The sequence below is a fragment of the Streptomyces sp. NPDC004610 genome, assembly GCF_040609715.1.
GTDB lineage: Bacteria > Actinomycetota > Actinomycetes > Streptomycetales > Streptomycetaceae > Streptomyces.
In genome coordinates, this window is sequence record NZ_JBEXLA010000014.1 from 42,586 (window position 1) to 64,023 (window position 21,438).

20 protein-coding genes are annotated in these 21,438 nt (G+C 70.5%); 10 read left to right on the forward strand and 10 right to left on the reverse strand.

The window, feature by feature from the left end; translation table 11 throughout:
- Complete coding sequence (locus ABZX40_RS17560) at positions 1-1,617, reverse strand: ABC transporter substrate-binding protein (protein WP_355731596.1); 1,617 nt, start codon at positions 1,615-1,617, stop codon at positions 1-3.
- 749 nt (positions 1,618-2,366) lie between these two features.
- Here ABZX40_RS17560 and ABZX40_RS17565 point away from each other — a divergent pair.
- The 3 genes from ABZX40_RS17565 to ABZX40_RS17575 all read left to right on the forward strand — a co-directional run bounded on the left by ABZX40_RS17565 (position 2,367) and on the right by ABZX40_RS17575 (position 4,462).
- Positions 2,367-2,591 (forward strand): hypothetical protein, encoded by a 225-nt coding sequence (locus ABZX40_RS17565; protein WP_355731598.1) that lies wholly within the window; start codon positions 2,367-2,369, stop codon positions 2,589-2,591.
- A 177-nt stretch (positions 2,592-2,768) separates the two neighbouring features.
- Positions 2,769-3,515 (forward strand): DNA repair protein RecO, encoded by a 747-nt coding sequence (gene recO, locus ABZX40_RS17570; protein WP_355731600.1) that lies wholly within the window; start codon positions 2,769-2,771, stop codon positions 3,513-3,515.
- 113 nt (positions 3,516-3,628) lie between these two features.
- Positions 3,629-4,462 (forward strand): isoprenyl transferase, encoded by an 834-nt coding sequence (locus ABZX40_RS17575; RefSeq protein ID WP_355731602.1) that lies wholly within the window; start codon positions 3,629-3,631, stop codon positions 4,460-4,462.
- A 108-nt stretch (positions 4,463-4,570) separates the two neighbouring features.
- Here the strand turns inward: ABZX40_RS17575 and ABZX40_RS17580 are convergent, their stop codons facing one another.
- The 4 genes from ABZX40_RS17580 to ABZX40_RS17595 form a co-directional block, all read right to left on the reverse strand.
- Positions 4,571-4,993 carry a transcriptional repressor gene (locus ABZX40_RS17580; protein ID WP_355731604.1) on the reverse strand — a complete coding sequence of 141 codons (423 nt, stop codon included), beginning with the start codon at positions 4,991-4,993 and terminating at the stop codon, positions 4,571-4,573.
- Between the two features lie 62 nt (positions 4,994-5,055).
- Positions 5,056-5,958, reverse strand: a complete 903-nt coding sequence (locus tag ABZX40_RS17585; RefSeq protein WP_355731606.1) for a metal ABC transporter permease — start codon at positions 5,956-5,958, stop codon at positions 5,056-5,058.
- The gene (locus ABZX40_RS17590) at positions 5,958-6,740 is read right to left on the reverse strand and encodes a metal ABC transporter ATP-binding protein (RefSeq protein ID WP_355731608.1); all 783 of its coding nucleotides are present in this window, start codon (positions 6,738-6,740) and stop codon (positions 5,958-5,960) included. Before ABZX40_RS17590 ends, ABZX40_RS17585 begins: the two co-directional genes overlap by 1 nt.
- Positions 6,741-6,772: 32 nt before the next feature.
- Entirely contained in the window at positions 6,773-7,720 is a 948-nt protein-coding gene (locus ABZX40_RS17595) for a zinc ABC transporter substrate-binding protein (RefSeq protein WP_355731610.1), read from the reverse strand.
- A gap of 196 nt (positions 7,721-7,916) precedes the next feature.
- On the opposite strand from ABZX40_RS17595, the gene ABZX40_RS17600 reads away from it, so the two are divergent.
- Together ABZX40_RS17600 and ABZX40_RS17605 are read left to right on the forward strand one after the other, a co-directional pair.
- The gene (locus tag ABZX40_RS17600; RefSeq protein ID WP_355731612.1) at positions 7,917-9,299 is read left to right on the forward strand and encodes a glycine--tRNA ligase; all 1,383 of its coding nucleotides are present in this window, start codon (positions 7,917-7,919) and stop codon (positions 9,297-9,299) included.
- 239 nt (positions 9,300-9,538) lie between these two features.
- On the forward strand, positions 9,539-10,150 hold the full coding sequence (locus ABZX40_RS17605; protein WP_355731614.1) for a LysE family translocator: 612 nt from the start codon (positions 9,539-9,541) through the stop codon (positions 10,148-10,150).
- A gap of 16 nt (positions 10,151-10,166) precedes the next feature.
- Here the strand turns inward: ABZX40_RS17605 and ABZX40_RS17610 are convergent, their stop codons facing one another.
- The gene (locus ABZX40_RS17610; protein WP_355731616.1) at positions 10,167-11,246 is read right to left on the reverse strand and encodes a chitinase; all 1,080 of its coding nucleotides are present in this window, start codon (positions 11,244-11,246) and stop codon (positions 10,167-10,169) included.
- 305 nt (positions 11,247-11,551) lie between these two features.
- Here ABZX40_RS17610 and ABZX40_RS17615 point away from each other — a divergent pair, with 305 nt between their 5' ends.
- From ABZX40_RS17615 to ABZX40_RS17625, 3 genes are all read left to right on the forward strand, one after another.
- Positions 11,552-12,562 carry an aldo/keto reductase gene (locus tag ABZX40_RS17615; protein WP_355731618.1) on the forward strand — a complete coding sequence of 337 codons (1,011 nt, stop codon included), beginning with the start codon at positions 11,552-11,554 and terminating at the stop codon, positions 12,560-12,562.
- A 26-nt stretch (positions 12,563-12,588) separates the two neighbouring features.
- On the forward strand, positions 12,589-13,179 hold the full coding sequence (locus tag ABZX40_RS17620) for a TetR family transcriptional regulator (protein WP_355731620.1): 591 nt from the start codon (positions 12,589-12,591) through the stop codon (positions 13,177-13,179).
- Positions 13,180-13,398: 219 nt separating this feature from the next.
- The gene (locus ABZX40_RS17625; RefSeq protein ID WP_355731622.1) at positions 13,399-14,376 is read left to right on the forward strand and encodes a zinc-binding dehydrogenase; all 978 of its coding nucleotides are present in this window, start codon (positions 13,399-13,401) and stop codon (positions 14,374-14,376) included.
- Between the two features lie 147 nt (positions 14,377-14,523).
- On the opposite strand, the gene ABZX40_RS17630 is transcribed toward ABZX40_RS17625, so the two are convergent.
- A complete protein-coding gene (locus ABZX40_RS17630) occupies positions 14,524-14,745 on the reverse strand; it encodes a hypothetical protein (RefSeq protein WP_355732120.1) in 222 nt (73 codons plus the stop codon).
- A 424-nt stretch (positions 14,746-15,169) separates the two neighbouring features.
- Positions 15,170-15,643 carry a hypothetical protein gene (locus ABZX40_RS17635; RefSeq protein ID WP_355731624.1) on the reverse strand — a complete coding sequence of 158 codons (474 nt, stop codon included), beginning with the start codon at positions 15,641-15,643 and terminating at the stop codon, positions 15,170-15,172.
- Positions 15,644-16,219: 576 nt separating this feature from the next.
- On the opposite strand from ABZX40_RS17635, the gene ABZX40_RS17640 reads away from it, so the two are divergent.
- Positions 16,220-16,876: a GntR family transcriptional regulator gene (locus tag ABZX40_RS17640; RefSeq protein WP_355731626.1), complete on the forward strand. Its 657-nt coding sequence runs from the start codon at positions 16,220-16,222 to the stop codon at positions 16,874-16,876.
- Between the two features lie 138 nt (positions 16,877-17,014).
- On the opposite strand, the gene ABZX40_RS17645 is transcribed toward ABZX40_RS17640, so the two are convergent.
- Positions 17,015-18,472, reverse strand: coding sequence for an MFS transporter (locus tag ABZX40_RS17645; RefSeq protein WP_355731628.1), 1,458 nt, complete (start codon positions 18,470-18,472; stop codon positions 17,015-17,017).
- 95 nt (positions 18,473-18,567) lie between these two features.
- Here ABZX40_RS17645 and dusB point away from each other — a divergent pair, with 95 nt between their 5' ends.
- Positions 18,568-19,734, forward strand: coding sequence for a tRNA dihydrouridine synthase DusB (gene dusB, locus ABZX40_RS17650; RefSeq protein WP_355731630.1), 1,167 nt, complete (start codon positions 18,568-18,570; stop codon positions 19,732-19,734).
- A gap of 46 nt (positions 19,735-19,780) precedes the next feature.
- Here the strand turns inward: dusB and ABZX40_RS17655 are convergent, their stop codons facing one another.
- Positions 19,781-21,346 carry a CDP-alcohol phosphatidyltransferase gene (locus tag ABZX40_RS17655; protein ID WP_355732121.1) on the reverse strand — a complete coding sequence of 522 codons (1,566 nt, stop codon included), beginning with the start codon at positions 21,344-21,346 and terminating at the stop codon, positions 19,781-19,783.
- Between the last annotated feature and the right edge of the window lie 92 nt (positions 21,347-21,438).

Consider the following 21,438-nt stretch of genomic DNA (forward strand, 5'->3'; position numbering starts at 1 on the left):
TCAGACCCACTGGGCCTGAAGCAGATTGATCCCCGGGTACGGCTGCGCCCTGACCCCGCCGAGCCGGCGCGGGTCCCAGGCGGTCATCAGCGCGTTGTGCACCACCGGGTACAGCACCGCCTGCTCGGCGACGAGATCGATGTAGTCCTGGACCAGGGCCTTCTTGCGCTCCGGGTCCGGCTCCCGGGTCGCCCGGTCCATCTCCCGGAACAGCCGCATCGCCACCGGGTCGGCCGCCCACCGGGTGTAGCCCATCCACAGGTTCTCGGGGCCGTAGTTGTAATGCATGATCAGATCGGCGTCGATGCCGAACTGGTTGGGGTTCGAGGCCGCGGCCACCACCTGGTAGTCCTGCTTCTGGTCCAGCTTGGTGAAGACCGCCGTGGTCTCCTGCGGGGCGAGGGTGGTCCGCACCCCGATCGCGTCCCAGGACGCCTTGATGGTCGGCAGACAGTCCATGATCCAGCTGACGTTCGACGCCATCAGCTCCACGCTCAGCCCGCCCGCCCCCGCCTCCTTCAGCAGCGCCTTGGCCCGGTCCGGGTCGTACCCGTAGACGGTCCTGGCTCGCCGGTACGACGGATTGCCCTCGTCCAGGAACGAGGTCGCCGCCCGGCCGTGGCCCTTGAGCGCCACCGCCACGATGGTGTCGGTGTCCACGGCGTAGCGCAGCGCCTGCCGCACCCGGACATCGCCGAACGGCTCGTGCGCGGTGTTGAACATCAGGAACAGGTTGTTCATCCCGGCCCCGCTGCCCACCGCCATCCCCCCGCCCTCCAGCTGGCCGATGTTGGCGTACGGGATGTTGTCCGCGATCTGCACACCCGCCCCGGCGCCGGAGATCATCGCGACCCGGGGGGCGGCGTCCACGATGGTCAGCCAGTTCATCGACCGGAAGGCGGGCGGACGCGGCCCGTTGTAGCGGTCGAACGCCTCGAAGGTGGTGTTGGACTTCGGGTGGTGCGCCGACTGCCGGTACGGCCCCGAGCCGACCGCCAGCCCCTTGATCGCGTCGTCCCAGGCACCCGGCCGGGAGAACACCCGCCGGGGCATGACCTTCGCCAGGGTCAGCCGGGACACCCCGTCCGGGAAGGGGAACTTCAGCTCCAGCCGCACCCGCCGCGCGTCGACCCGGGTCACCGCCTTCAGCCAGGGCGCGAAGAACCCCTTGGCGAGGGTCGGGGTGTCCGGATCGAGGATCCGGTCGAAGACGAACACCACGTCGTCCGCCGTGACCGGCGACCCGTCGTGGAACCGCGCCCCCTCCCGCAGGGTGAACGCCCAGGTGGTGGCGGACGGGTCCGGCGGCAGCGCGGTGGCCAGCGCCGGGTAGGGCGCCCGGGAGATCGGCTCGGTGTCGACCAGTCCCTCGTAGATGTGGTGGTTGGCGGCCATGGCGAACGCGGACGCCGTCTGCGTCGGATCCCAGTTGCCGTCGTTGCCGTAGCCGATCACCGCGGTCAGCGAGCGGTCGCCGCCCGAGCCGCCGCCGGTGTAGATGGTCGACTCGGGCCCGCACCCGGTCAGCGACACCGCCGCGACGGCGCCCAGCGCCCCGGTGTGCTTCAGGAACGCCCGGCGCGACGGCACCGGAACGCCACGGGACACATCGCGCACGGGTCCTCCAGCGGTGGGGGGAGAGGAAACGTGGAGAAGTGGAGAAGTGGAGAAGTGGGGAGCGGGGAGCGAGGGGGGAACGGGGTGGGAGTGGCGGCACGGACAGAGGCGTAAATCAGGAGATACGACGTTCTATATCCTGATCATCGCGACCATAGGAAAGCCACACTGTGTAGTCAAGGGGGCACACACGAATGGCCGAAGCGCCCCCTCGGCGGCGCCGATGTGACGGCTCCGGCCCCACCTCCCGGACGGCCCGCCGCCCCGCGTCCCCGGCGGTCGCCCGGCGGCTCCCCGGAGGGCGCCGCTCCGGTCGGCGGTAACTCTCCCCGCCCGCCTCGAATTCCCCCGCAACTGCTCGAAAACGGCGCCGATTTACGGAATGGGGCCGAAGCCCGGTTAAGGGCCGCCACAATTTTGGCCGAGATTTTCCCGACGGCGCGGTACGGTCTCCTCAAGGCCGGTCACGCACCCCACACCAGGTACCGAATCGGCTCCTGGTCATGCCCAACACCCTTGAATGGCCAGGCACTTGTATCCCGGCGGAACAAAAGAGGCCGTGAGTCTACGGCCCGCCGTACCGCCATGAAGCCAAAAGCATGAGATACGGAAAAGCCGGGGAGTCACGGGGCAGTACAGGGCGCGGCGCGATGCGCCGAAGAGGTGGAGGGAACGTTGAAAAAAATGCGGGCCGCAGGCGAAAAGGCCGGGATTTCTCCGGTACCCGGGCGCATCGAGGCGGCTGCGCTGTGAGTACACCGAAGCCGCCGATCGGCTCGTACGTCGTCGACACCCGTACGGGTCAGGTCGGCGTCGTCATGGGCCATGAAGGGCCGTACATCCAGTTGCGGCCCTTCGGCGGCGGCCGGGAGTGGGACTGCCCGCCCGGTACGGTCCGGGCGGCCAGCGGGGCCGAGCGGCTGCGCGCGGCCACCGCCTACCAGAACGCGCGCAGCCGGGGCGAGGTCCCTTGAAGGGGCTGCGGCGACCACGCGCACCGGTCGCGTGGGCAAGAATGGGGCCATGACCCCGTCCCGCGCCGACACCCCGCGTCCCCCGCACCCGGCGGGTGAGCCGCACCGGCAGGCGCCGCGCCCTCCCGGGGGACCGACCGAGGTCTCCCGGACCCGCACCGATGGAGGTGCGCGGCGATGAGCCTGTTCCGGGACGACGGCATCGTGCTGCGGACGCAGAAGCTCGGTGAGGCCGACCGCATCATCACCCTGCTCACCCGGGGCCACGGCCGGGTCAGGGCGGTGGCCCGCGGGGTGCGCCGCACCAAGTCCAAGTTCGGCGCCCGGCTGGAACCGTTCTCCCATGTCGATGTGCAGTTCTTCGCCCGTGGCGGCGAACTGATCGGCCGCGGTCTGCCGCTGTGCACCCAGAGCGAGACCATCGCCGCGTACGGCGGCGGCATCGTCACCGACTACGCCCGCTACACCGCCGGCACCGCCATGCTGGAGACCGCCGAGCGGTTCACCGACCACGAGGGCGAACCGGCCGTCCAGCAGTATCTGCTGCTGGTCGGCGCGCTGCGCACCCTCGCCCGCGGCGAGCACGCCCCGCACCTCGTCCTGGACGCCTTCCTGCTGCGCTCCCTCGCCGTCAACGGCTACGCGCCCAGCTTCGGCGACTGCGCGAAATGCGGTCTGCCCGGCCCCAACCGCTTCTTCTCGGTCGGCTCCGGCGGCTCGGTCTGCGGGGACTGCCGGGTACCGGGCAGCGTCGTACCCTCACCGCAGAGCCTCGCCCTGCTCGGGGCGCTGCTCACCGGCGACTGGGACACGGCGGACACCTGCGAGCCCCGGTACGTCCGGGAGGGCAGCGGGCTGGTCTCCGCCTATCTGCACTGGCACCTGGAACGCGGCCTGCGCTCCCTCAGATACGTCGAGAAGTAAGCCCACAGCACCCCACAGCCGTCACGGCACACAGCCCCTCACAGCACACGCAGCACCTACAGCCTCACAGCCCTCACAGCACTCAGCTCACAGCACAGGGAGACGAGAAACACATGGTGGTACGCGGGATCCTGGGACGCCAGCGCCGCGAGTACAGCAGGCCGGAACCGCACCCCTCCGGCGCCCGCCCGCCGAAGCTGCCCGGTGAACTGATCCCGCGCCATGTGGCGATCGTCATGGACGGCAACGGCCGCTGGGCCAAGGAACGCGGGCTGCCCCGCACCGAGGGCCACAAGGTCGGCGCGGAGCGGGTGCTCGATGTCCTCCAGGGCGCGATCGAGATGGGCGTCGGCAGTATCTCCCTGTACGCCTTCTCCACCGAGAACTGGAAGCGCTCGCCCGACGAGGTGCGGTTCCTGATGAACTTCAACCGCACCTTCATCCGCAAGTCCCGCGACCAGCTCGACTCGCTCGGGGTGCGGGTCCGCTGGGTGGGCCGGATGCCGAAGCTGTGGAAGTCGGTGGCGAAGGAACTCCAGATCGCCCAGGAACAGACCGTCGACAACGACCGTCTCACCCTGTATTTCTGCATGAACTACGGCGGCCGGGCCGAGATCGCCGACGCCGCCAAGGCCCTCGCCGAGGACATCCGCACCGGCCGTCTCGACCCCGACAAGGTCAACGAGAAGACCTTCGCGAAATACCTGTACTACCCGGATATGCCGGATGTGGATCTGTTCCTGCGCCCCAGCGGCGAACAGCGCACCTCCAACTACCTGCTGTGGCAGAGCGCCTACGCGGAGATGGTCTTCCAGGACGTCCTGTGGCCCGACTTCGACCGCCGCGACCTCTGGCGGGCCTGCCTCGAATACGCCTCCAGGGACCGCCGCTTCGGAGGCGCGATCCCGAACGAGGAACTCCTGGCGATGGAAGGCCGACAGCCCTAGCGGGGGGTCTGGGGGGGGCCGCAGGCCCCCCCACGAAGGGGCGCGGGGAACTGCGCGACCAGCCCCCACCACGGGAAAGCCCGAAACGCAGCTCAGCCAAAACGGCGCTCACGCCCCCGAAGACCCCGCAGCGCACTCCTCACACGTACCGAAAATCTCCACGGTGTGCGCCACATTCACAAACCCATGCTCCGCGGCGATCGCCTCGGCCCAGGACTCCACCGCGGGCCCCGCCACCTCCACCGCCTTCCCGCACGCCCGGCACACCAGATGATGATGGTGCTCCCCGGTGGAGCACCGGCGGTACACCGACTCCCCGTCGGACGTGCGCAGCACATCGACCTCACCGGCGTCGGCCAGCGACTGGAGCGTCCGGTACACCGTGGTCAGCCCGACCGCGTCGCCCTTGTGCTTGAGCATGTCGTGCAGTTCCTGGGCGCTGCGGAACTCGTCGACCTCGTCCAGAGCGGCGGCCACGGCGGCACGCTGCCGGGTGGCGCGGCCCTTCACGGGCGGTCCAGCGGTGGTCACTGGTTGCCTCCTTGCGTCTGCGTTGTGCCGGGCGCCATTGTGCCAGCCCGGCTGGTCCGCGGTCAGACGCCGATCTCCCTACCCGCTCCACGAGCGGCTGGAACCATGCATTCCGCGGGGTCCGAGGCGGGGTGCGCGGCGGCGGCGAGCCGTGCCCGGCGCCGGGCCAGCGGCAGCGACACCGCGGTCAGCACCAGGAACGCGCCGATGGTCAGCAGCACGATCGTCGCCCCGGGCGGCACATCCTGGTAGTACGAGGTCACCGTACCGCCGAGGGTCACGGCCACCCCGATCGCGACGGCGACCGCGAAGGTCACCGCGAAGCTCCGGCTGAGCTGCTGCGCCGCCGCCACCGGCACCACCATCAGCGCCGACACCAGCAGCAGCCCGACCACCCGCATCGCCACGGTCACCGTGACCGCCGCGGTGATCGCGGTCAGCAGATTCAGCGCCCGCACCGGCAGCCCCGTCACCCGCGCGAACTCCTCGTCCTGGCTCACCGCGAACAGCTGCCGCCGCAGGCCCAGCGTGACCAGCATCACGAACGCCGCGAGCAGGCAGATCGCGGTCACATCGGACGACGACACCGTCGACAGCGAGCCGAAGAGATACGAGGTGAGATTGGCGTTGGAGCCGCCGGGCGCGAGATTGATGAACATCACGCCGCCGGCCATACCGCCGTAGAAGAGCATGGCGAGGGCGATGTCGCCGCGGGTGCGGCCGTACCAGCGGATCAGCTCCATCAGGACCGCGCCGAGCACCGAGACCAGGGTGGCCATCCACACCGGCGACCAGGACAGCAGAAAGCCGAGGCCGACGCCGGTCATGGCGACATGGCCGATGCCGTCGCCCATCAGGGCCTGGCGGCGCTGGACGAGATAGATGCCGACGGCGGGGGCGGTGATGCCGACCAGAACGGCGGCGAGCAGCGCCCGCTGCATAAAGGCGTAGTCGAGGATCTCCATCAGCTGAGCAGTCCTGTACGGAGGGGGCCGGCACCCTGGGGTGCGTGCGGGTGGACATGGTCGTGGCCGGGCAGGGCGTGCTGGCCGAGGGCCTTGGGCGGCGGGCCGTCGTGCAGGACACAGCCGTCGCGGAGCACCACCGCGCGGTCGATGAGCGGCTCCAGCGGTCCCAGTTCGTGCAGCACCAGCAGCACCGTCGCACCGGCGGCGACCTGGTCGCGCAGGGCGGCGGCCAGCACCTCCTGGCTGGCCAGATCGACGCCCGCCATCGGCTCGTCCATGATCAGCAGTTCCGGCGCGGAGGCCAGCGCGCGGGCGATCAGCACCCGCTGGTGCTGGCCGCCGGAGAGCGCGTCGACGGGGTCCTTCGCCCGGTCGGCCATCCCGACCAGTTCCAGGGCCCGGTGCACCGCCGCGCGGTCGGCCTTGCGGAAGACGCCGAAGCGGGTGCGGGAGAGACGGCCCGCGGAGACCACCTCGCTCACCGTGGCGGGCACCCCGCCCGCGGCCGTGGTGCGCTGTGGGACGTACCCGAGGCGTGCCCAGTCGCGGAAGCGGGCGCGGTCGGTGCCGAACAGCTCGATCCGCCCGGCGCCCACCGGCACCTGCCCGATCACCGCGCGCACGGCGGTGGACTTGCCCGAGCCGTTCGCGCCGAGCAGTGCGACGACCTCGCCGCGGCCCACCGTGAAGTCGATCCCGCGCAGCACGGGCCGTCCGCCCAGCTCGGCGCGCACTCCGCGCACGGAGATCACGGCCTCCGCCGCACCGTTCCCGCCCATGGCATCCTCCGTAGCCGTTGCCGCTGCTGCCGTCATTCGCTGCCCAGGGCCTGTTCCAGTGACGCCAGGTTGGCGTCCATGACCTGGAGGTAGTCGTCGCCCTTGGACCGGTCGGTGATGCCTTCGAGGGGGTCCAGGACATCGGTGCGCAGACCCGCGTCCGCGGCGAGGGTCTTCGCGGTCTCGTCGGAGACGAGCGTCTCGTAGAAGACGGTGGTGACTCCGTCGGCCTTGGCCTCTTGCTGGAGTTCCTTGATCCGGGCCGGGCTGGGCTCGCTCTCCGGGTCCAGGCCGTTGATGGCCTCCTGGGTGAGCCCGTAGCGCTCGGCGAGATAGCCGAAGGCGGCGTGGTTGGTGAAGAAGACCTTGGTGGTGGTGTCCTTGAGGCCCTCGGTGAAGCGCGCGTCGAGCGCGTCGAGCTTGCCGGTCAGGGTCTCGGTGTTCTTGCGGTAGTCGGCCGCGTGGTCCGGGTCGGCCTTCTCGAAGGCGGCGCCGACGCCCTCGGCGATCTCGGCGTACTTCACGGGGTCCAGCCAGACATGCGGGTCGAGGGCGTGCTCGTCCTCGGCCGGGGCGTCCTCGCCCTCGTGGCTGTGGCCTGCGCCGCCGTGGTCCTCCAGGGCGGTCAGGGAGGCGGCGTCGATCTTCGTACCCACCTCGGACTGGGAGACCGCCTCGTCCACGGCGGGCTGGAGGCTCTTGAGGTAGAGCACCGCGTCGGCCTCGCCGAGCTGTGCGGTCTGCCGGGCGCTCAGCTCCAGGTCGTGCGGTTCCTGGCCGGGCTCGGTCAGGGTGGTGACGTTCACATGGTCCCCGCCGATCTGCTCGGCGAGGAACTGCATCGGATAGAACGAGGCGACGACATCGAACTTGTCGGTGTTGCCCGCCGCGGAGCCGGTACCGGACGAGCAGGCGGTGAGGGCGGCGAGACCCAGAGCGGTCACGGCCGCCGTGGGTATGAGGTGTCGTCGTACGTTCATGACAGTCATTTTCAACAATTCTGGAAACGATTGTCAACAAACCGTTCCCGGCCGCCGGTGGCCGCGGGGTGCCGCTCGGCGGGATCGGACCGGGGCCCGCACCGATTTGGCCGAGGGGGAGCCCCCGCCGGTAACCTGAAGCATTCGCTCTGAAGCATCTCGCTTCGTCGCCCGTCGTCGTAATGAAGAGAGCACCGTGGCCGCCGACAAGATCGACACCATCGTCAGCCTGAGCAAGCGCCGTGGCTTCGTATTCCCCTGCAGTGAGATCTACGGCGGACAGCGCGCCGCCTGGGACTACGGGCCGCTGGGTGTCGAGCTCAAGGAGAACCTCAAGCGCCAGTGGTGGCGCTACATGGTGACGTCGCGCGAGGACGTCGTCGGTATCGACTCGTCCGTCATCCTGGCCCCCGAGGTGTGGGTCGCCTCCGGCCATGTCGCCACCTTCACCGACCCGCTCACCGAGTGCACCTCCTGCCACAAGCGGTTCCGCGCGGACCACTTGGAGGAGGCGTACCAGGAGAAGAAGGGCCGCGCCCCCGAGAACGGCCTCGCGGACATCAACTGCCCCAACTGCGGCACCAAGGGCCAGTTCACCGAGCCCAAGTCGTTCTCCGGCCTGCTCTCCACCCATCTCGGCCCCACCCAGGACACCGGCTCGGTCGCCTACCTCCGTCCGGAGACGGCCCAGGGCATCTTCACCAACTTCGCCCAGGTGCAGACGACTTCGCGGCGCAAGCCGCCGTTCGGCATCGCGCAGATGGGCAAGTCCTTCCGCAACGAGATCACGCCCGGCAACTTCATCTTCCGCACCCGTGAGTTCGAGCAGATGGAGATGGAGTTCTTCGTCAAGCCGGGCGAGGACGAGACGTGGCAGGAGTACTGGATGGAGCAGCGCTGGAACTGGTACACCGGCCTGGGCCTGCGCGAGGAGAACATGCGGTGGTACGAGCACCCGAAGGAGAAGCTCTCCCACTACTCCAAGCGCACCGCCGACATCGAGTACCGCTTCCAGTTCGGCGGCAGCGAGTGGGGTGAGCTGGAGGGCGTCGCCAACCGCACCGACTACGACCTCGGTGCCCACTCCAAGGCGTCCGGCCAGGACCTGTCCTACTTCGACCAGGAGGCCCAGGAGCGCTGGACGCCGTATGTCATCGAGCCGGCGGCCGGTGTCGGGCGGGCGATGCTGGCATTCCTGCTGGACGCCTATGTCGAGGACGAGGCGCCCAACGCCAAGGGCAAGCTGGAGCGCCGGGCCGTGCTGCGGCTCGACCACCGGCTCGCGCCGGTCAAGGTCGCCGTGCTGCCGCTGTCCCGCAACCCCGAGCTGTCGCCGAAGGCGAAGGGGCTCGCCCAGGCGCTGCGGCAGAACTGGAACATCGAGTTCGACGACGCCGGCGCGATCGGCCGCCGCTACCGGCGCCAGGACGAGATCGGTACGCCGTACTGCGTGACCGTCGACTTCGACACGCTGGAGGACAACGCGGTCACGGTGCGTGAGCGGGACTCGATGAAGCAGGAGCGGGTGTCTCTCGACCAGATCGAGGGGTACTTGGCGGGGCGCTTGCTGGGCTGCTGAGGTCCGGGTTTCCGGGTCACTTGGTTTTCCGGGCACCTGGTTTCTCGGTCACTTGGTGTGACGCCGACCTGGTGTGTCGACCATCTCCGGTGACGCCCACCCACCACCCGATTCGGTCGGGAGGAGGGTGGGCGTTCTGCTTGTCCGGCGTGTGTGCGGGGGCGGCGCGATGTGGTCCCCGATAACCGCCCCCCATTGGCCCTGTGGCGGCGCCGGGCCCGGCCGCCAGGGTGGGGCGTATGAGTATCGCGTTTCTGCTGACCACCCTCGTGGTGGTCGCCACCCCCGGGACCGGCGTCGTCTACACCCTCGCGGCCGGGCTGTCGCACGGGCGGCGGGCCAGCGTCGTCGCGGCGCTGGGGTGCACGGTCGGGATCGTCCCGCACATGCTGGCCACGATCACCGGTGTCGCCGCGCTGCTGCACACCAGCGCCACCGCGTTCCAGGTGCTCAAGTACGCCGGGGTCGCCTATCTGCTCTACATGGCGTGGGCCACCCTCAGGGACCGGGAGGCGATCGGCGTCGAGGGCGGGGGCACGCCGCTGTCGTCGGGGCAGATGATCTGGCGGGGTGTGCTGATCAATATCCTCAACCCCAAGCTGACCATCTTCTTCTTCGCGTTCCTGCCCCAGTTCGTCAGCCCCGGTGAGCCGCACGCGCTGGTGCGGATGCTGGCGCTGAGCGGGGTCTTCATGCTGGCGACGTTCGTGGTCTTCGCGGTGTACGGGGTGCTGGCGGCGTCCGTGCGCAGCCATGTCATCTCCCGGCCGAGGGTGATGGCATGGCTGCGGCGGAGTTTCGCGGGGTCGTTCGTGGCGCTCGGCGCGAAGCTGGCGGTCACCTCGCGCTAGGCCGCCGTCCCTCGCCTCAACGGCCTTGCAGGGCCTTCACATTGTCGCCGAAGGTCCAGTTGCGGGAGCCGTCCCAGTTGATGGACCAGGTCATCAGGCCCTTGAGGCTGGTGCCGTAGTTCCGCCACGCCTGGGAGACCAGGGACGGGGACATGTAACCGCCGCCCGCGCCGGACTGGGCGGGCAGTCCGGGCACCTGCTTGTCGTACGGGACGCGGATCGTGGTGCCCTGGATGACCAGGCCGCGGTTGAGGCAGTCGGTCTGGGCGATGAAGCCCTGGACGGTGCCGGCGGAGTAGGAGTCACCGGAGCAGCCGTAGAAACTGCCGTTGTAGTACTGCATGTTGAGCCACCACAGGCGGCCGTTGTCGGCGTACTTCTTGATGATCGGGAGGTACGCGCCCCAGATGGAGCCGTAGACGACGCTGCCGCCGGTGACGTAGGCCGTCTCCGGGGCCATGGTGAGGCCGAAGTTGGACGGCATCTGGGCGAGGATGCCGTCGATGATGCGGATCAGATTGGCCTGGGACGCGGAGGGGGTGTTGATGTTGCCGCTGCCGACGAGACCGGTCTCGATGTCGATGTCGATGCCGTCGAAGTTGTACTTCTTCAGGATCGGCACGATGGTCGCGATGAAGCGGTCGGCGACGGTGGCGGAGCTGAGGTCGATACCGGCGGTGGCGCCACCGATCGACATCAGGATCGTCTGCCCGGCCGCCTTCGCGGCGCACATCTCGGACGGCGTGGCCACCTTCACCCCGGTGTCCATGCCGTCCTGCCACAGCGCGGTGCCGTCGGAGAGGATCACGGGGAAGGCCGCGTTGATGACGTTGTAGCCGTGCTGGCCGATCCGGGAGTCGGTGATCGGGGTCCAGCCGAAGGGCGGGTGGACCCCGTTGGCGGCGCCGTCCCAGTTCTCCCAGTAGCCCTGGAGCACCTTGCCGGCGGGCCGGGACTTGACCGCGCAGGTCTCGACGGCGGCGGCGGGCTGGGCGAGGGCGATGGTGAGGGGGGCGAGACAGACGGTCGCGAGCGCGGCGGCCAGCAGCCGCGGTCTGCGGCGGGCCGTTCCGGCTGCACGGAGCCTGCGGAGCATTCGGGACCACATACGGGACCGCATACGGGACCTCCAGGGTCTTCTGGTGGGGCGACCGAGCCGTGGGTGTCGCGGGTGTCGTGGGCGTCGTGGGGGGCGTCATGGATGTCGTAGACATGACAGTCGCGCGGTCCAGACCATTCGTCAATAGGTCTGGACCAATTGCAGCCATGAGGGTGGGGGCGATGACTGACGACCGACAAGAGGGCGCCTGACGCCTGACGCCCGGCACCTGACGTCCGGCACCTGACACATGACAGCTGACAGATATTGAAATCTGTCAGCTGTCATGTCATGGTGGAGGTATGAGCACACAGACCCGCTCCCTCGGCACCACCGGCCCCCAGGTCTCCGCCCTCGGTCTCGGCTGTATGGGCATGTCCGCGCTGTACGGCGAGGCGGACCGGGCCGAGTCCCTCGCGACCGTCCACGCCGCGCTGGAGGCCGGTGTGACCCTGCTGGACACCGGCGACTTCTACGGCATGGGGCACAACGAACTGCTCATCGGCGAGGCCCTGCGCACCGCCCCCGCGGCCCGCCGTGAACAGGCGCTGATCAGCGTGAAGTTCGGCGCCCTGCGCGACCCGGACGGCGGCTGGAGCGGCTACGACGGCAGACCCGCCGCCGTGAAGAACTTCGCGGCGTACTCCCTCCAGCGCCTCGGCGCCGACCACATCGACATCTACCGGATCGCCCGCCTCGACCCGGACGTCCCGGTGGAGGAGACCGTCGGCGCCATCGCCGAACTGGTGGAGCAGGGGTACGTCCGGCACATCGGCCTCAGCGAGGTCGGCGCCGAGACCCTCCGGCGGGCCGCCGCCGCAGCCCCGATCTCGGACCTCCAGATCGAGTACTCGCTGCTCTCCCGCTCCCTGGAGACCGAGATCCTGCCCACCGCCCGCGCGCTGGGCATCGGGATCACGGCGTACGGAGTGCTCTCCCGCGGTCTGATCTCCGGCCACTTCAGAGCCGACCGGCAGCTCGGCGCCCAGGACTTCCGCGCGATGTCCCCGCGCTTCCAGGGCGAGAACCTCCGGCGCAATCTGGAGCTGGTCGAGTCCCTGCGCGAGATCGCCGGGCGCAAGGGTGTGAGCGTCGCGCAGATCGCCATCGCCTGGGTGCTGGGCAGAGGCGACGACATCGTGCCGCTGGTCGGTGCCCGGCGCCGGGACCGGCTGACGGAGGCGCTCGGCGCGCTGGATGTCACGCTGGACGAGGCCGACCTCGCGGCGATCGAGCGGGCGGTCCCGGCCGGGGCGGCGGCGGGCGAGCGCTACCCGACGGGACAGATGGCCCACCTCGACAGCGAACGCTGACCGGTCCGCCCGGTACGGTCGACGCCATGCCACCCACCAGTGAGACCCTCACCGCCGAGCGCATCCTTGAGGCGACCGAAGAGGTGCTGCGCCGCCATGGACCGGCCAAGGCCACCGTGGTCGACGTGGCCCGCGCGCTCGGCGTCAGCCACGGCAGTGTGTACCGCCACTTCCGCACCAAGGCGGCGCTGCGCGAGGCGGTGACCAAGCGGTGGCTGGACCGTACGTCCGAGAGTCTGGCCGTGATCGCCGAGGGGGACGGCGACCCGGAGGAGCGGCTGCGCTCCTGGCTGTGGGCGCTGTTCGAGGCCAAGCGACGCAAGGCGGGCGAGGACCCCGAGCTGTTCGCGACCTATATGGTCCTGGTCGACGAGGCGGTCCAGGCGGTCGACGACCACATCACCGACCTCACCGCCCAACTGGCCCGGATAGTCGGGGACGGGGTGACGGCGGGCGCGTTCCACACGGCCGACGAACAGCTCACCGCCCGGGTGCTGTTCCAGGCCAGCGGCCGGTTCCACGACCCGTGCTACGCGGCGGAGTGGGTGCGGCCGGAGGTGGAGACCGACCTGGAGGCGATGCTGGGGCTGCTGGTCGGGGGGCTGCGGTCGTCGTAGCCGAGCGCCTGCCTGGGCATCCCGGGGTGGGTGACCCGGCGCCCGCCTCGGTGGTCGGCCCGGCGGTCGGCCCTTCCCTTGACCTCAACCGCGCTTGCGGTTCTACGGTTCCCAGCGGAGGCCGGTCATGGAAGTGCCGGCCGGACAGCCGGACGGACGTGGAGCGAGCGCCCAGGGGCGCCGCCCGGCGTCGGTTCCTGAACGGGAGTGGTGAGAGCGATGCGGGCTATTCAGATACGGGAGTTCGGCGGGCCGGAGGTCATGGTCGTGCGGGAGGTCGCCGACCCGGTGGCCGGACCCGGGCAACTGGTCGTCGGGATCGCCGCCGCCGATGTCATCTTCCTGGACACCCTGCTGCGCGCGGGCTGGGGCGGGGACTACTTCCCGCTGGAGCTGCCCTATGTCCCCGGGGGCGGCGGCGCCGGGCGGGTGCTGTCGGTGGGGGAGGGGGTGGACCCCGGCTGGATCGGCCGACCGGTGCTGGCCCGGGGCAGCGGCGGCTATGCGGAGCGGATGGTCGCGGAGACGGCGGATGTCGTGGAGATCCCGGAGGGGGTGGCGTTCCCGCAGGCGGCGGCGCTGCTGCACGACGCGGTGACCGCGCAGATCCTGATCGACGAGGCGCGGATCGAGAAGGGCGCCTGGGTGCTGGTCGCGGCGGCGGCCGGGGGCGCGGGCTCGCTGGTGGTGCAGTGGGCGCGGGAGTCGGGAGCGCGGGTGATCGCGGCGGCCCGGGGCGACCGCAAACGCGCGCTGGCGGCGGAGCTGGGTGCCACCCTCACGGTGGACTACAGCGAGCCGGACTGGCTCCGGCACGTGCGGGAGGCGACGGACGGCGCCGGGGTGGAGGTGGCGTTCGACGGCGCCGGTGGCCCGCTGGGCCGGGAGGTGTTCGAGACGGTGGCCAAGGGAGGCCGCTTCCTCACCTACGGCACGTCGGACGGCTTCGCGGACATCGACCCGGAGACCGCGCGGCGCCGGGGGGTGACGGCGATCAACACCCTGGAGTCCGGCCCGCCGGGCCCGGAGATCGTCCGGGAGATGCTGACCCGGGCGCTCGCACTGACCGCGCGGGGCGGTCCCCGGCCGGTGATCGGGGCGACGTATCCGCTGGAGCGGGCGGCCGAGACGCATGAGGCGCTGGCGCGGCGGACGGCGGTGGGGAAGTCCATCCTGGTGCCGGGGGACCGGGAATGAGCCGGAGGAGCTGATGCCGGGTCGGGGGTGAGGCGGAGGGGGCTGACGCCGGGTCGGGGGTGAGGCGGAGGGGGCTGACGCCGGGGCCGGGAACAAGGCGTAGTGAGGACTGACACCGGACCGCGAACGCCGGGCCCACCCGGGGGTTCAGCCCGTGCCGGGGGAGGGCGCGGCGGGGTCGACGGTGGCCTGGTGGGCCTCGGCGAGATGCTCCTCGGCCTTCAGCCAGGGCAGGAACTGGGCACGCCGGAGCCAGCCGCAGGTGTCACAGGTGAGCGTGCGCTGCACCCCGGTACGGGCGACACGCACGATGTGCTCCCGCCCGTGCTGATCCCAACGGCTGACCTTGCTTGTGTCGATCTGCGGCATGACGACTCCAGCATTCGTTTCGACGATCAGTTCGATCCGGGTGAACCCTTTCACGCGGCTGGGAGTGTGCGGCAGTAACGGCATCAACAGGGCGGACTTCACGGGAACTTCGGAAGTCGACGCGGAGGGAAGGCGGCGTGGGAGAGTGGGGAGCGGGCGGCCGATGCGCTCCTCCGTCCGGGTCGCGCCGAGCACCGGACGGAGGGGCGCTCATGGGCTACCGGACAGCACGCGGTCCGTGGCCGGCGCGGCAGCGGGGGCAGCGGCAGGGGGGGCCAGCGGAGAGTGTCGGCGAGGGCCAACGGGCCGGGTCCGGGGAAGTAGGTCCGCTGCCGGGTGTGGTCGACACGCTCGCCGTCCGGGCGGACCCGGTACGTCTCGATCGTCATGCGTGAGGTGCCCGGGGCGGGCGGGGTACCGGCGTTCACCGCGTGGCCTCCCCGTCCCCGGGAGGTTCCGGGGCGCGTTGGACAACAGCCTTGAGGACGGTGGAGACGGCCCGCTGGAAGTCCGGGCTGTGCGCGATGGATTCCTGTTCGGGGTCGGTGTACTGCCAGGAGTGGCATCCCGGATGACCGGCGTACAGGGTGCACGCCTCGTCTTTGGGGGTGGGGCCGGAGAGGGTGTCGCAGTCGGGCACGACCCGGAAGGCGTCGGGGGCTTCCCCGTCCGCCCACTGGACCCACACCTCGCCCTCGCTCGCGTCATCCAGCTCCCATACGAGGTCCTGGTGACGACCTCTGGTGTGCTCCTGGAGCTGGCAGCGCAGCAACAGCCGTACGTTGCCGGGGGCGCTGGAGTCGTGGATCGACGCGAACATCACCGCGATCAGATCGACGGGCATCATCGTGGTGGCACCACAGACCCGGGGCCGGGGGGTTCCGGTCAGCGTGACCACACCGCACCCCTCGCCATCGTCCGCAGCTCAGACGCGTCCACGGCCAAGGGACCGACCGGGCCGTCAGCCGCCTCCCAGCTGAGCCCCAGCCTGCGCAAGCGGTGACGCTCCCGCTCCTGCCAGCCCCGGAGCCGTTGCCGTTCCCGCTCCGGCGCCGCCTCGGACTTGGGGAGGTACGGCCGGACCAACTCGGCCGTACCGGTGTCCAGAAGAACCCCGTCCCACCCTTCGGGGGAAACCTCCCCGAAGGGCTGTCCTCGCCTCCGCAGTGACCCGGGCGCGGTCACGGAACCCGATGTCACCGCACCCTGCCCACCGGCCGCGAGCGGCAGACGGGCACGACTACGCACGAACGGCGGCAGTAACAGCCGCAACAGACAGTCGAAGACCGGACCAATACGCTTCGGCACGTCAGCAACTCCTCAAATTCCGGGCACAGGAAGTCGGCCCGACCAGGTCTGGGCAACTTCCTGTAGGAAGTAACTTCCTGTGGGAAGTTAGGACACTCATCGGGTACGGTCAACCACATCTGATAGGAAGATTGAGGAGGCGACAGTGGCAGGCACCGTGGCTCGGATGGCCGCCTACCTGAAGGCCCGTATTGACCTGGGCACTCTCGAAGCCGGGGACAAACTCCCGCCGACTCAGGCCCTGATGAAGCAATTCGAACTGAGCGACAACGCCGTGTACCGAGGAATCGCCCTGCTCAAGGCGGAGGGTTACCTCTACTCCCAGCAGGGCAAGGGCGTGTTCGTCTCCGACCGCCGCAGGCTGATCGTTGGCGAGAAGCGGATCGAGGGCATCGCTCAGCGGAACGAGACCATCAATCACCAGCGGAGCATCCGGGTGGAGGCCCCCGACTGGGTCGCCGCACACCTGGGCTCGGGTCAGTGCGTGAACCGCGCCCGGACGGTGACCCGGGGGACCGTTGTACTGCAAGCGTCGCAATCCTGGGTGCACCTCGACGTCGCCGAGATCGTGCCCGAAGTGGATGAGCCCCGGGCGTGCGACCCCACATGGCAGGCCGTCTACCAGGACCGTTCAGGTAACACCGTGCAGGTCGCCTCAAAGACCGTGGACACCCGGATGGCCACCGCCGACGACCGCGAGGCGCTCGAACTCACCGAGCCCGCACCCGTACTGGTGATGCGCAGCGTGTATGTGACGGGGAACAAGGCGATCGGCGTCGGCGAAGGCCTGTACGCCCCCGGTTATCCTCTCTCGCTCACCTGAGCCCCAACTCGGCTCCGGACAGCGCCCGAAGAGGTGTGAGGGGCGGCAGCCGGGCAACGCGATGGCCGACGGAGACGAGGGCGCCTTGAGGAAAACCGCGGCCACGCCGACCCCGGCCCACGATGACGTGTCTGACGGTCACCGCCCCATCCCCACCACCTCCCGCGCCTCCCCCGCCCTCAGACGCTCCGCCGTGCGTTCCGCGGTCGCCGTCGCCCACCGGCCGCTGGTGAGCGCCCCGACCGCCAGGACCGACAGCCCGCACAGCACCAGCACCCACCACCCCGGCTGGGCGGCGGACACGAAGCCCTCCGCGTACGACAGGCCGCCGAGTCCGGCCGCGAGCACCGCGCCGACGATCGCGACGCCCAGGGTCTGGCCCAGTTGGCGGCTGGTGGAGGCGACGGCCGAGGCGACCCCGGCCTGGGACAGCGGCATCCCCGACACCGCCGTATTGGTGATCGGCGCGTTCACGAAGCCGAAGCCGACGCCGAAGAGGGCGTATCCGAGGAAGAGGGTCGCATCGGAGGTCTCGGCGTGGAACGCGGCGAACATCAGGGAGCCCGCCGTCATCGCCAGCCCGGCGATCAGCAGCGGTATCCGTGGCCCCCGGCTGCCGACCAGCCGCCCCGACAGGGGCGCGCACAGGAACGTAGGGACGGCCATCGGCAGCATCCACAGGCCCGCGTGCAGGGCGTCCAGGCCCCGGACGTTCTGGAGGTACAGCGTCGACAGGAACAGAAAGCCGCCCAGCGCGGCGAACGCGCTGATCGCGATCACCGTCGCCCCGCTGAACGGCGCCGACCGGAAGAACCGCAGATCGATCAGCGGCTCCGCCCGCCTCGGCTCCACCCGCACCAGCGCCACCAGCGCGATCACCGCGACCGCCGCGAACGGCAGGACGTACGACAGCTCCGAGTGCGGCGCCTCGATGATCGCGTACGTCAGCGAACCGAACAGCAGGATGATCAGGAGCTGCCCGACCGGGTCCGCCCGGCGGGGCTTCGCCGCCCGCGACTCCGGTACGAACCGCCAGGTCAGCAGCAGCGCGGCGATCCCGACGGGGAGGTTGATCCAGAAGATCGCCCGCCAGTCGACCGCCTCCACCAGCAGACCGCCGATCAGTGGACCGGCGGCCATCGAGACACCCACCACCGCGCCCCAGGCGCCGATCGCGCGGGCACGCTCCCGGGGCTCGGTGAAGGTGTTGGTGATGATCGACATGGCGACCGGGTTCAGCATCGAGCCGCCCACCGCCTGGATCATCCGGAACACCACCAGGGTCTCCAGACTCGGGGCCACGGAGCACAGCGCCGAGCCGAGGGTGAAGACGATCAGGCCGACGACGAAGACCCTTTTGCGCCCGATCCGGTCGGCCGTGGACCCGGCCAGCATCAGCAGCGAGGCGAGGACCAGGGTGTACGCGTCGATCGTCCACTGGAGCCCCGAGGTACTCGCGTGCAGATCGCGCTGCATGGAGGGGAGCGCGATGTTGAGTACCGTGTTGTCCATGCTCACGATCAGCAGGCTCATACAGCAGATCGCGAGCACCAGCATCCGGCGGCGGGGACTCGGCCGGGAACTCAGCTCGGACATCTCTTCAGGGTACGTCGATACCGATAGTGCGGCTAACTAACGAATATGCCTCCGGTGAGGTGCACGCCGATCCCGGCACCCGGCACAATGGGGGAATGCCCACGCCCGTCCCGCCCGTCGCCCCCGAGCAGCCGTCGTCGCTGCGGATCGGTCCGCACGCCGTCCGGCCGCCCGTCGTCCTGGCCCCCATGGCCGGGATCACCAACGCGCCCTTCCGCACGCTGTGCCGGGAGTTCAGCGGCGGGAAGGGGCTGTTCGTGAGCGAGATGATCACGACCCGGGCGCTGGTCGAGCGCAATGAGAAGACCATGCAGCTGATCCACTTCGACCCGAGCGAGACACCGCGCTCGATCCAGCTGTACGGGGTGGACCCGGCGACCGTCGGCAAGGCCGTCCGCATGATCGCGGAGGAGGGCCTCGCCGATCACATCGATCTGAACTTCGGCTGCCCGGTCCCCAAGGTGACCCGCAAGGGCGGCGGCTCCGCCCTCCCCTACAAGCGCCCGCTGCTCCGCGCGATCCTGCGCGAGGCCGTCACCGGCGCGGGGGACCTGCCGGTCACCATGAAGATGCGCAAGGGCATCGACGACGATCACCTCACCTATCTCGACGCGGGCCGGATCGCCGTCGAGGAGGGCGTCACCGCCATCGCGCTGCACGGCCGTACCGCCGCCCAGCACTACGGCGGCACCGCCGACTGGGACGCCATCGCGCGGCTGAAGGACCACGTCCCGGAGATCCCCGTGCTCGGCAACGGCGACATCTGGTCGGCGGACGACGCGCTGCGGATGGTCCGTACGACCGGGTGCGACGGGGTCGTCGTCGGGCGGGGCTGCCTCGGGCGGCCGTGGCTGTTCGCCGATCTGGTCGCGGCGTTTGAGGGGCGGGCGGGGCAGGTGGCCCGGCCCTCGCTGCGGGAGGTCGCCGAGGTCATGGTCCGCCATGCCGCGCTGCTCGGGGAGTGGATCGGGGACGAGGCGCGGGGCGTCATCGACTTCCGCAAGCATGTCGCCTGGTACCTGAAGGGGTTCGCGGTCGGCTCGGAGATGCGGGGGCGGCTCGCCGTGACCTCGTCGCTGGGGGAGCTGCGGGGCGGGCTGGACGAGCTGGACCTCGACCAGGAGTGGCCGGGCGGCGCGGACGGCCCTCGCGGGCGGACGTCGGGCAACAACCGGGTCGTGCTCCCGGACGGCTGGCTGAGGGACCCGTACGACTGCGCGGGCGTCGGGGAGGACGCCGAACTGGACACCTCCGGCGGTTGACCGGTGAGCGAACGCGGCCCCCTCAATCCCCCTTGATCAATCTCCCTCAACCCCTGACCGACCCAAACGCCTCCAAGAACCGATCCCGAAACGCGCTCATCCTCCACACCCCCGCCCCCGCCCCCGGCCGCAGGCCCTCCGTCCAGCCCCAGTCCGTGATCCGGGACAGCACCGCCGGATCCTTGGTGACGATGGAGACCGGGACGTCCCGGCTCGCGGCGGGGCCGGTGACCTTGGCCAGGGGCTGATGGTCGCCGAGGAAGACCAGGACCGTGTCGTCCGTCCCGTACCGTTCCAGCCATTCCGTCAGGCTCGTCAGCGAGTAGGACACCGCCTTGCCGTACTCCTCCTTCGAGCGGGAGCCGCTCGGCGCTATCTCGGAGGGGCGGTGGCCCTTCGCCTCGATCGCGTCGTAGAGGGAGCCGTCGCCGAGGTCGTCCCAGTCGACCATCTCCGGCAGGGGCGCCCACGGCTGGTGACTGGACGTCAGGATGATCTCCGACATCAGCGGCCTCTCCCGCTCCCGGCCGTGCTCCAGGCGTTCGAACGCCTCCAGCGCGTACTGGTCCGGCATCGTCGACCAGCTGAACTTCGGCCCCTCATAACCCAGTTCGAAGGCGTCGTACACCCGGTCCAGGCCGAAGAAGCGCTGTTCCGGCCAGCCCTTCTGCACCCCGGGCATCACCCCGACCGTGTCCCAGGCCCCCGTCTTCTGGAACACCTTGGTGAGGGTGAGCCGGTCGTCGGCCGCCGTCACCGTCCGGTACCGCTGCTGGTTGTCGATCCACAGGCCGGACAGAAACGTGGAGTGGCCGAGCCAGCTGCTGCCGCCGAAGGTCGAGGACGTCAGCCAGCCGCTCCTCGCCCGGAACCCGGCCGCCTCCAGCGCCTCGCCCCGGGCCGCCAGCGTCCCGGTGACGCCGGGCGCGGTCACCGGGTCCTCGATCGCCGTACGGCCATAGCTCTCGATGAAGGCGAAGACGATGTCCTTGCCGCGCAGCTCCGGAACCAGCTGCTCCGCCGGGGTGGTCCCGTAGGGGTCGGTGCCCGCCTCCTTCGCGAACTCCGCCTCGTCCCTCAGCGTCCACCGCACCAGCTTCGCCTTCGCCTCCACCGCCGCCCGCGCCCGGTCCGCGGCCATCGGCACCCCGGCGAACTGCACCCCCAGCGTGGCGCAGCAGATCCAGACGGTCGCCGCGATCAGCGTCCCCCGGTGCACCGCCCCCTGGTGGTGGCCGAGGAGCCGGGCCAGCCGGACCGCCGCCGCTCCGGTCGCCGCCACCAGGGCCACCGCGCCCGCCACCGCCCCCACCGTGGCGACCCAGGTGGTGGTCCGGCCCATGGTGTCGACCAGGTAGGAGTGGGCGTCGTCCAGCAGGCCCCAGTCCAGCACCGGGTTGAAGCCGCGCCCCAGGTATTCGCCGAACCCCAGGTCCAGCAGATTCACCACGGTCACCGCGCCGAGCCCGGCCCCGATCACCCCCGCCGCCCACACCCGCGCCCGGCGAGGCAGCGCCAGCAGCACCGCCGCCGCGACGATCGGCTCCGCCGGGATCCGTACGAACGCGGCCGGCCGGAGGTCCTCCGCCGCGTTCGGCAGCACCGAGGTCATGAAGAGGAGCAGGGCGGCCCCCGAGGTGAGCGCCGCCCGGCAGCCCCGGGCCACCCCGGGCCGCGCCGCCAGCCAGCGACGTACGATCCGCC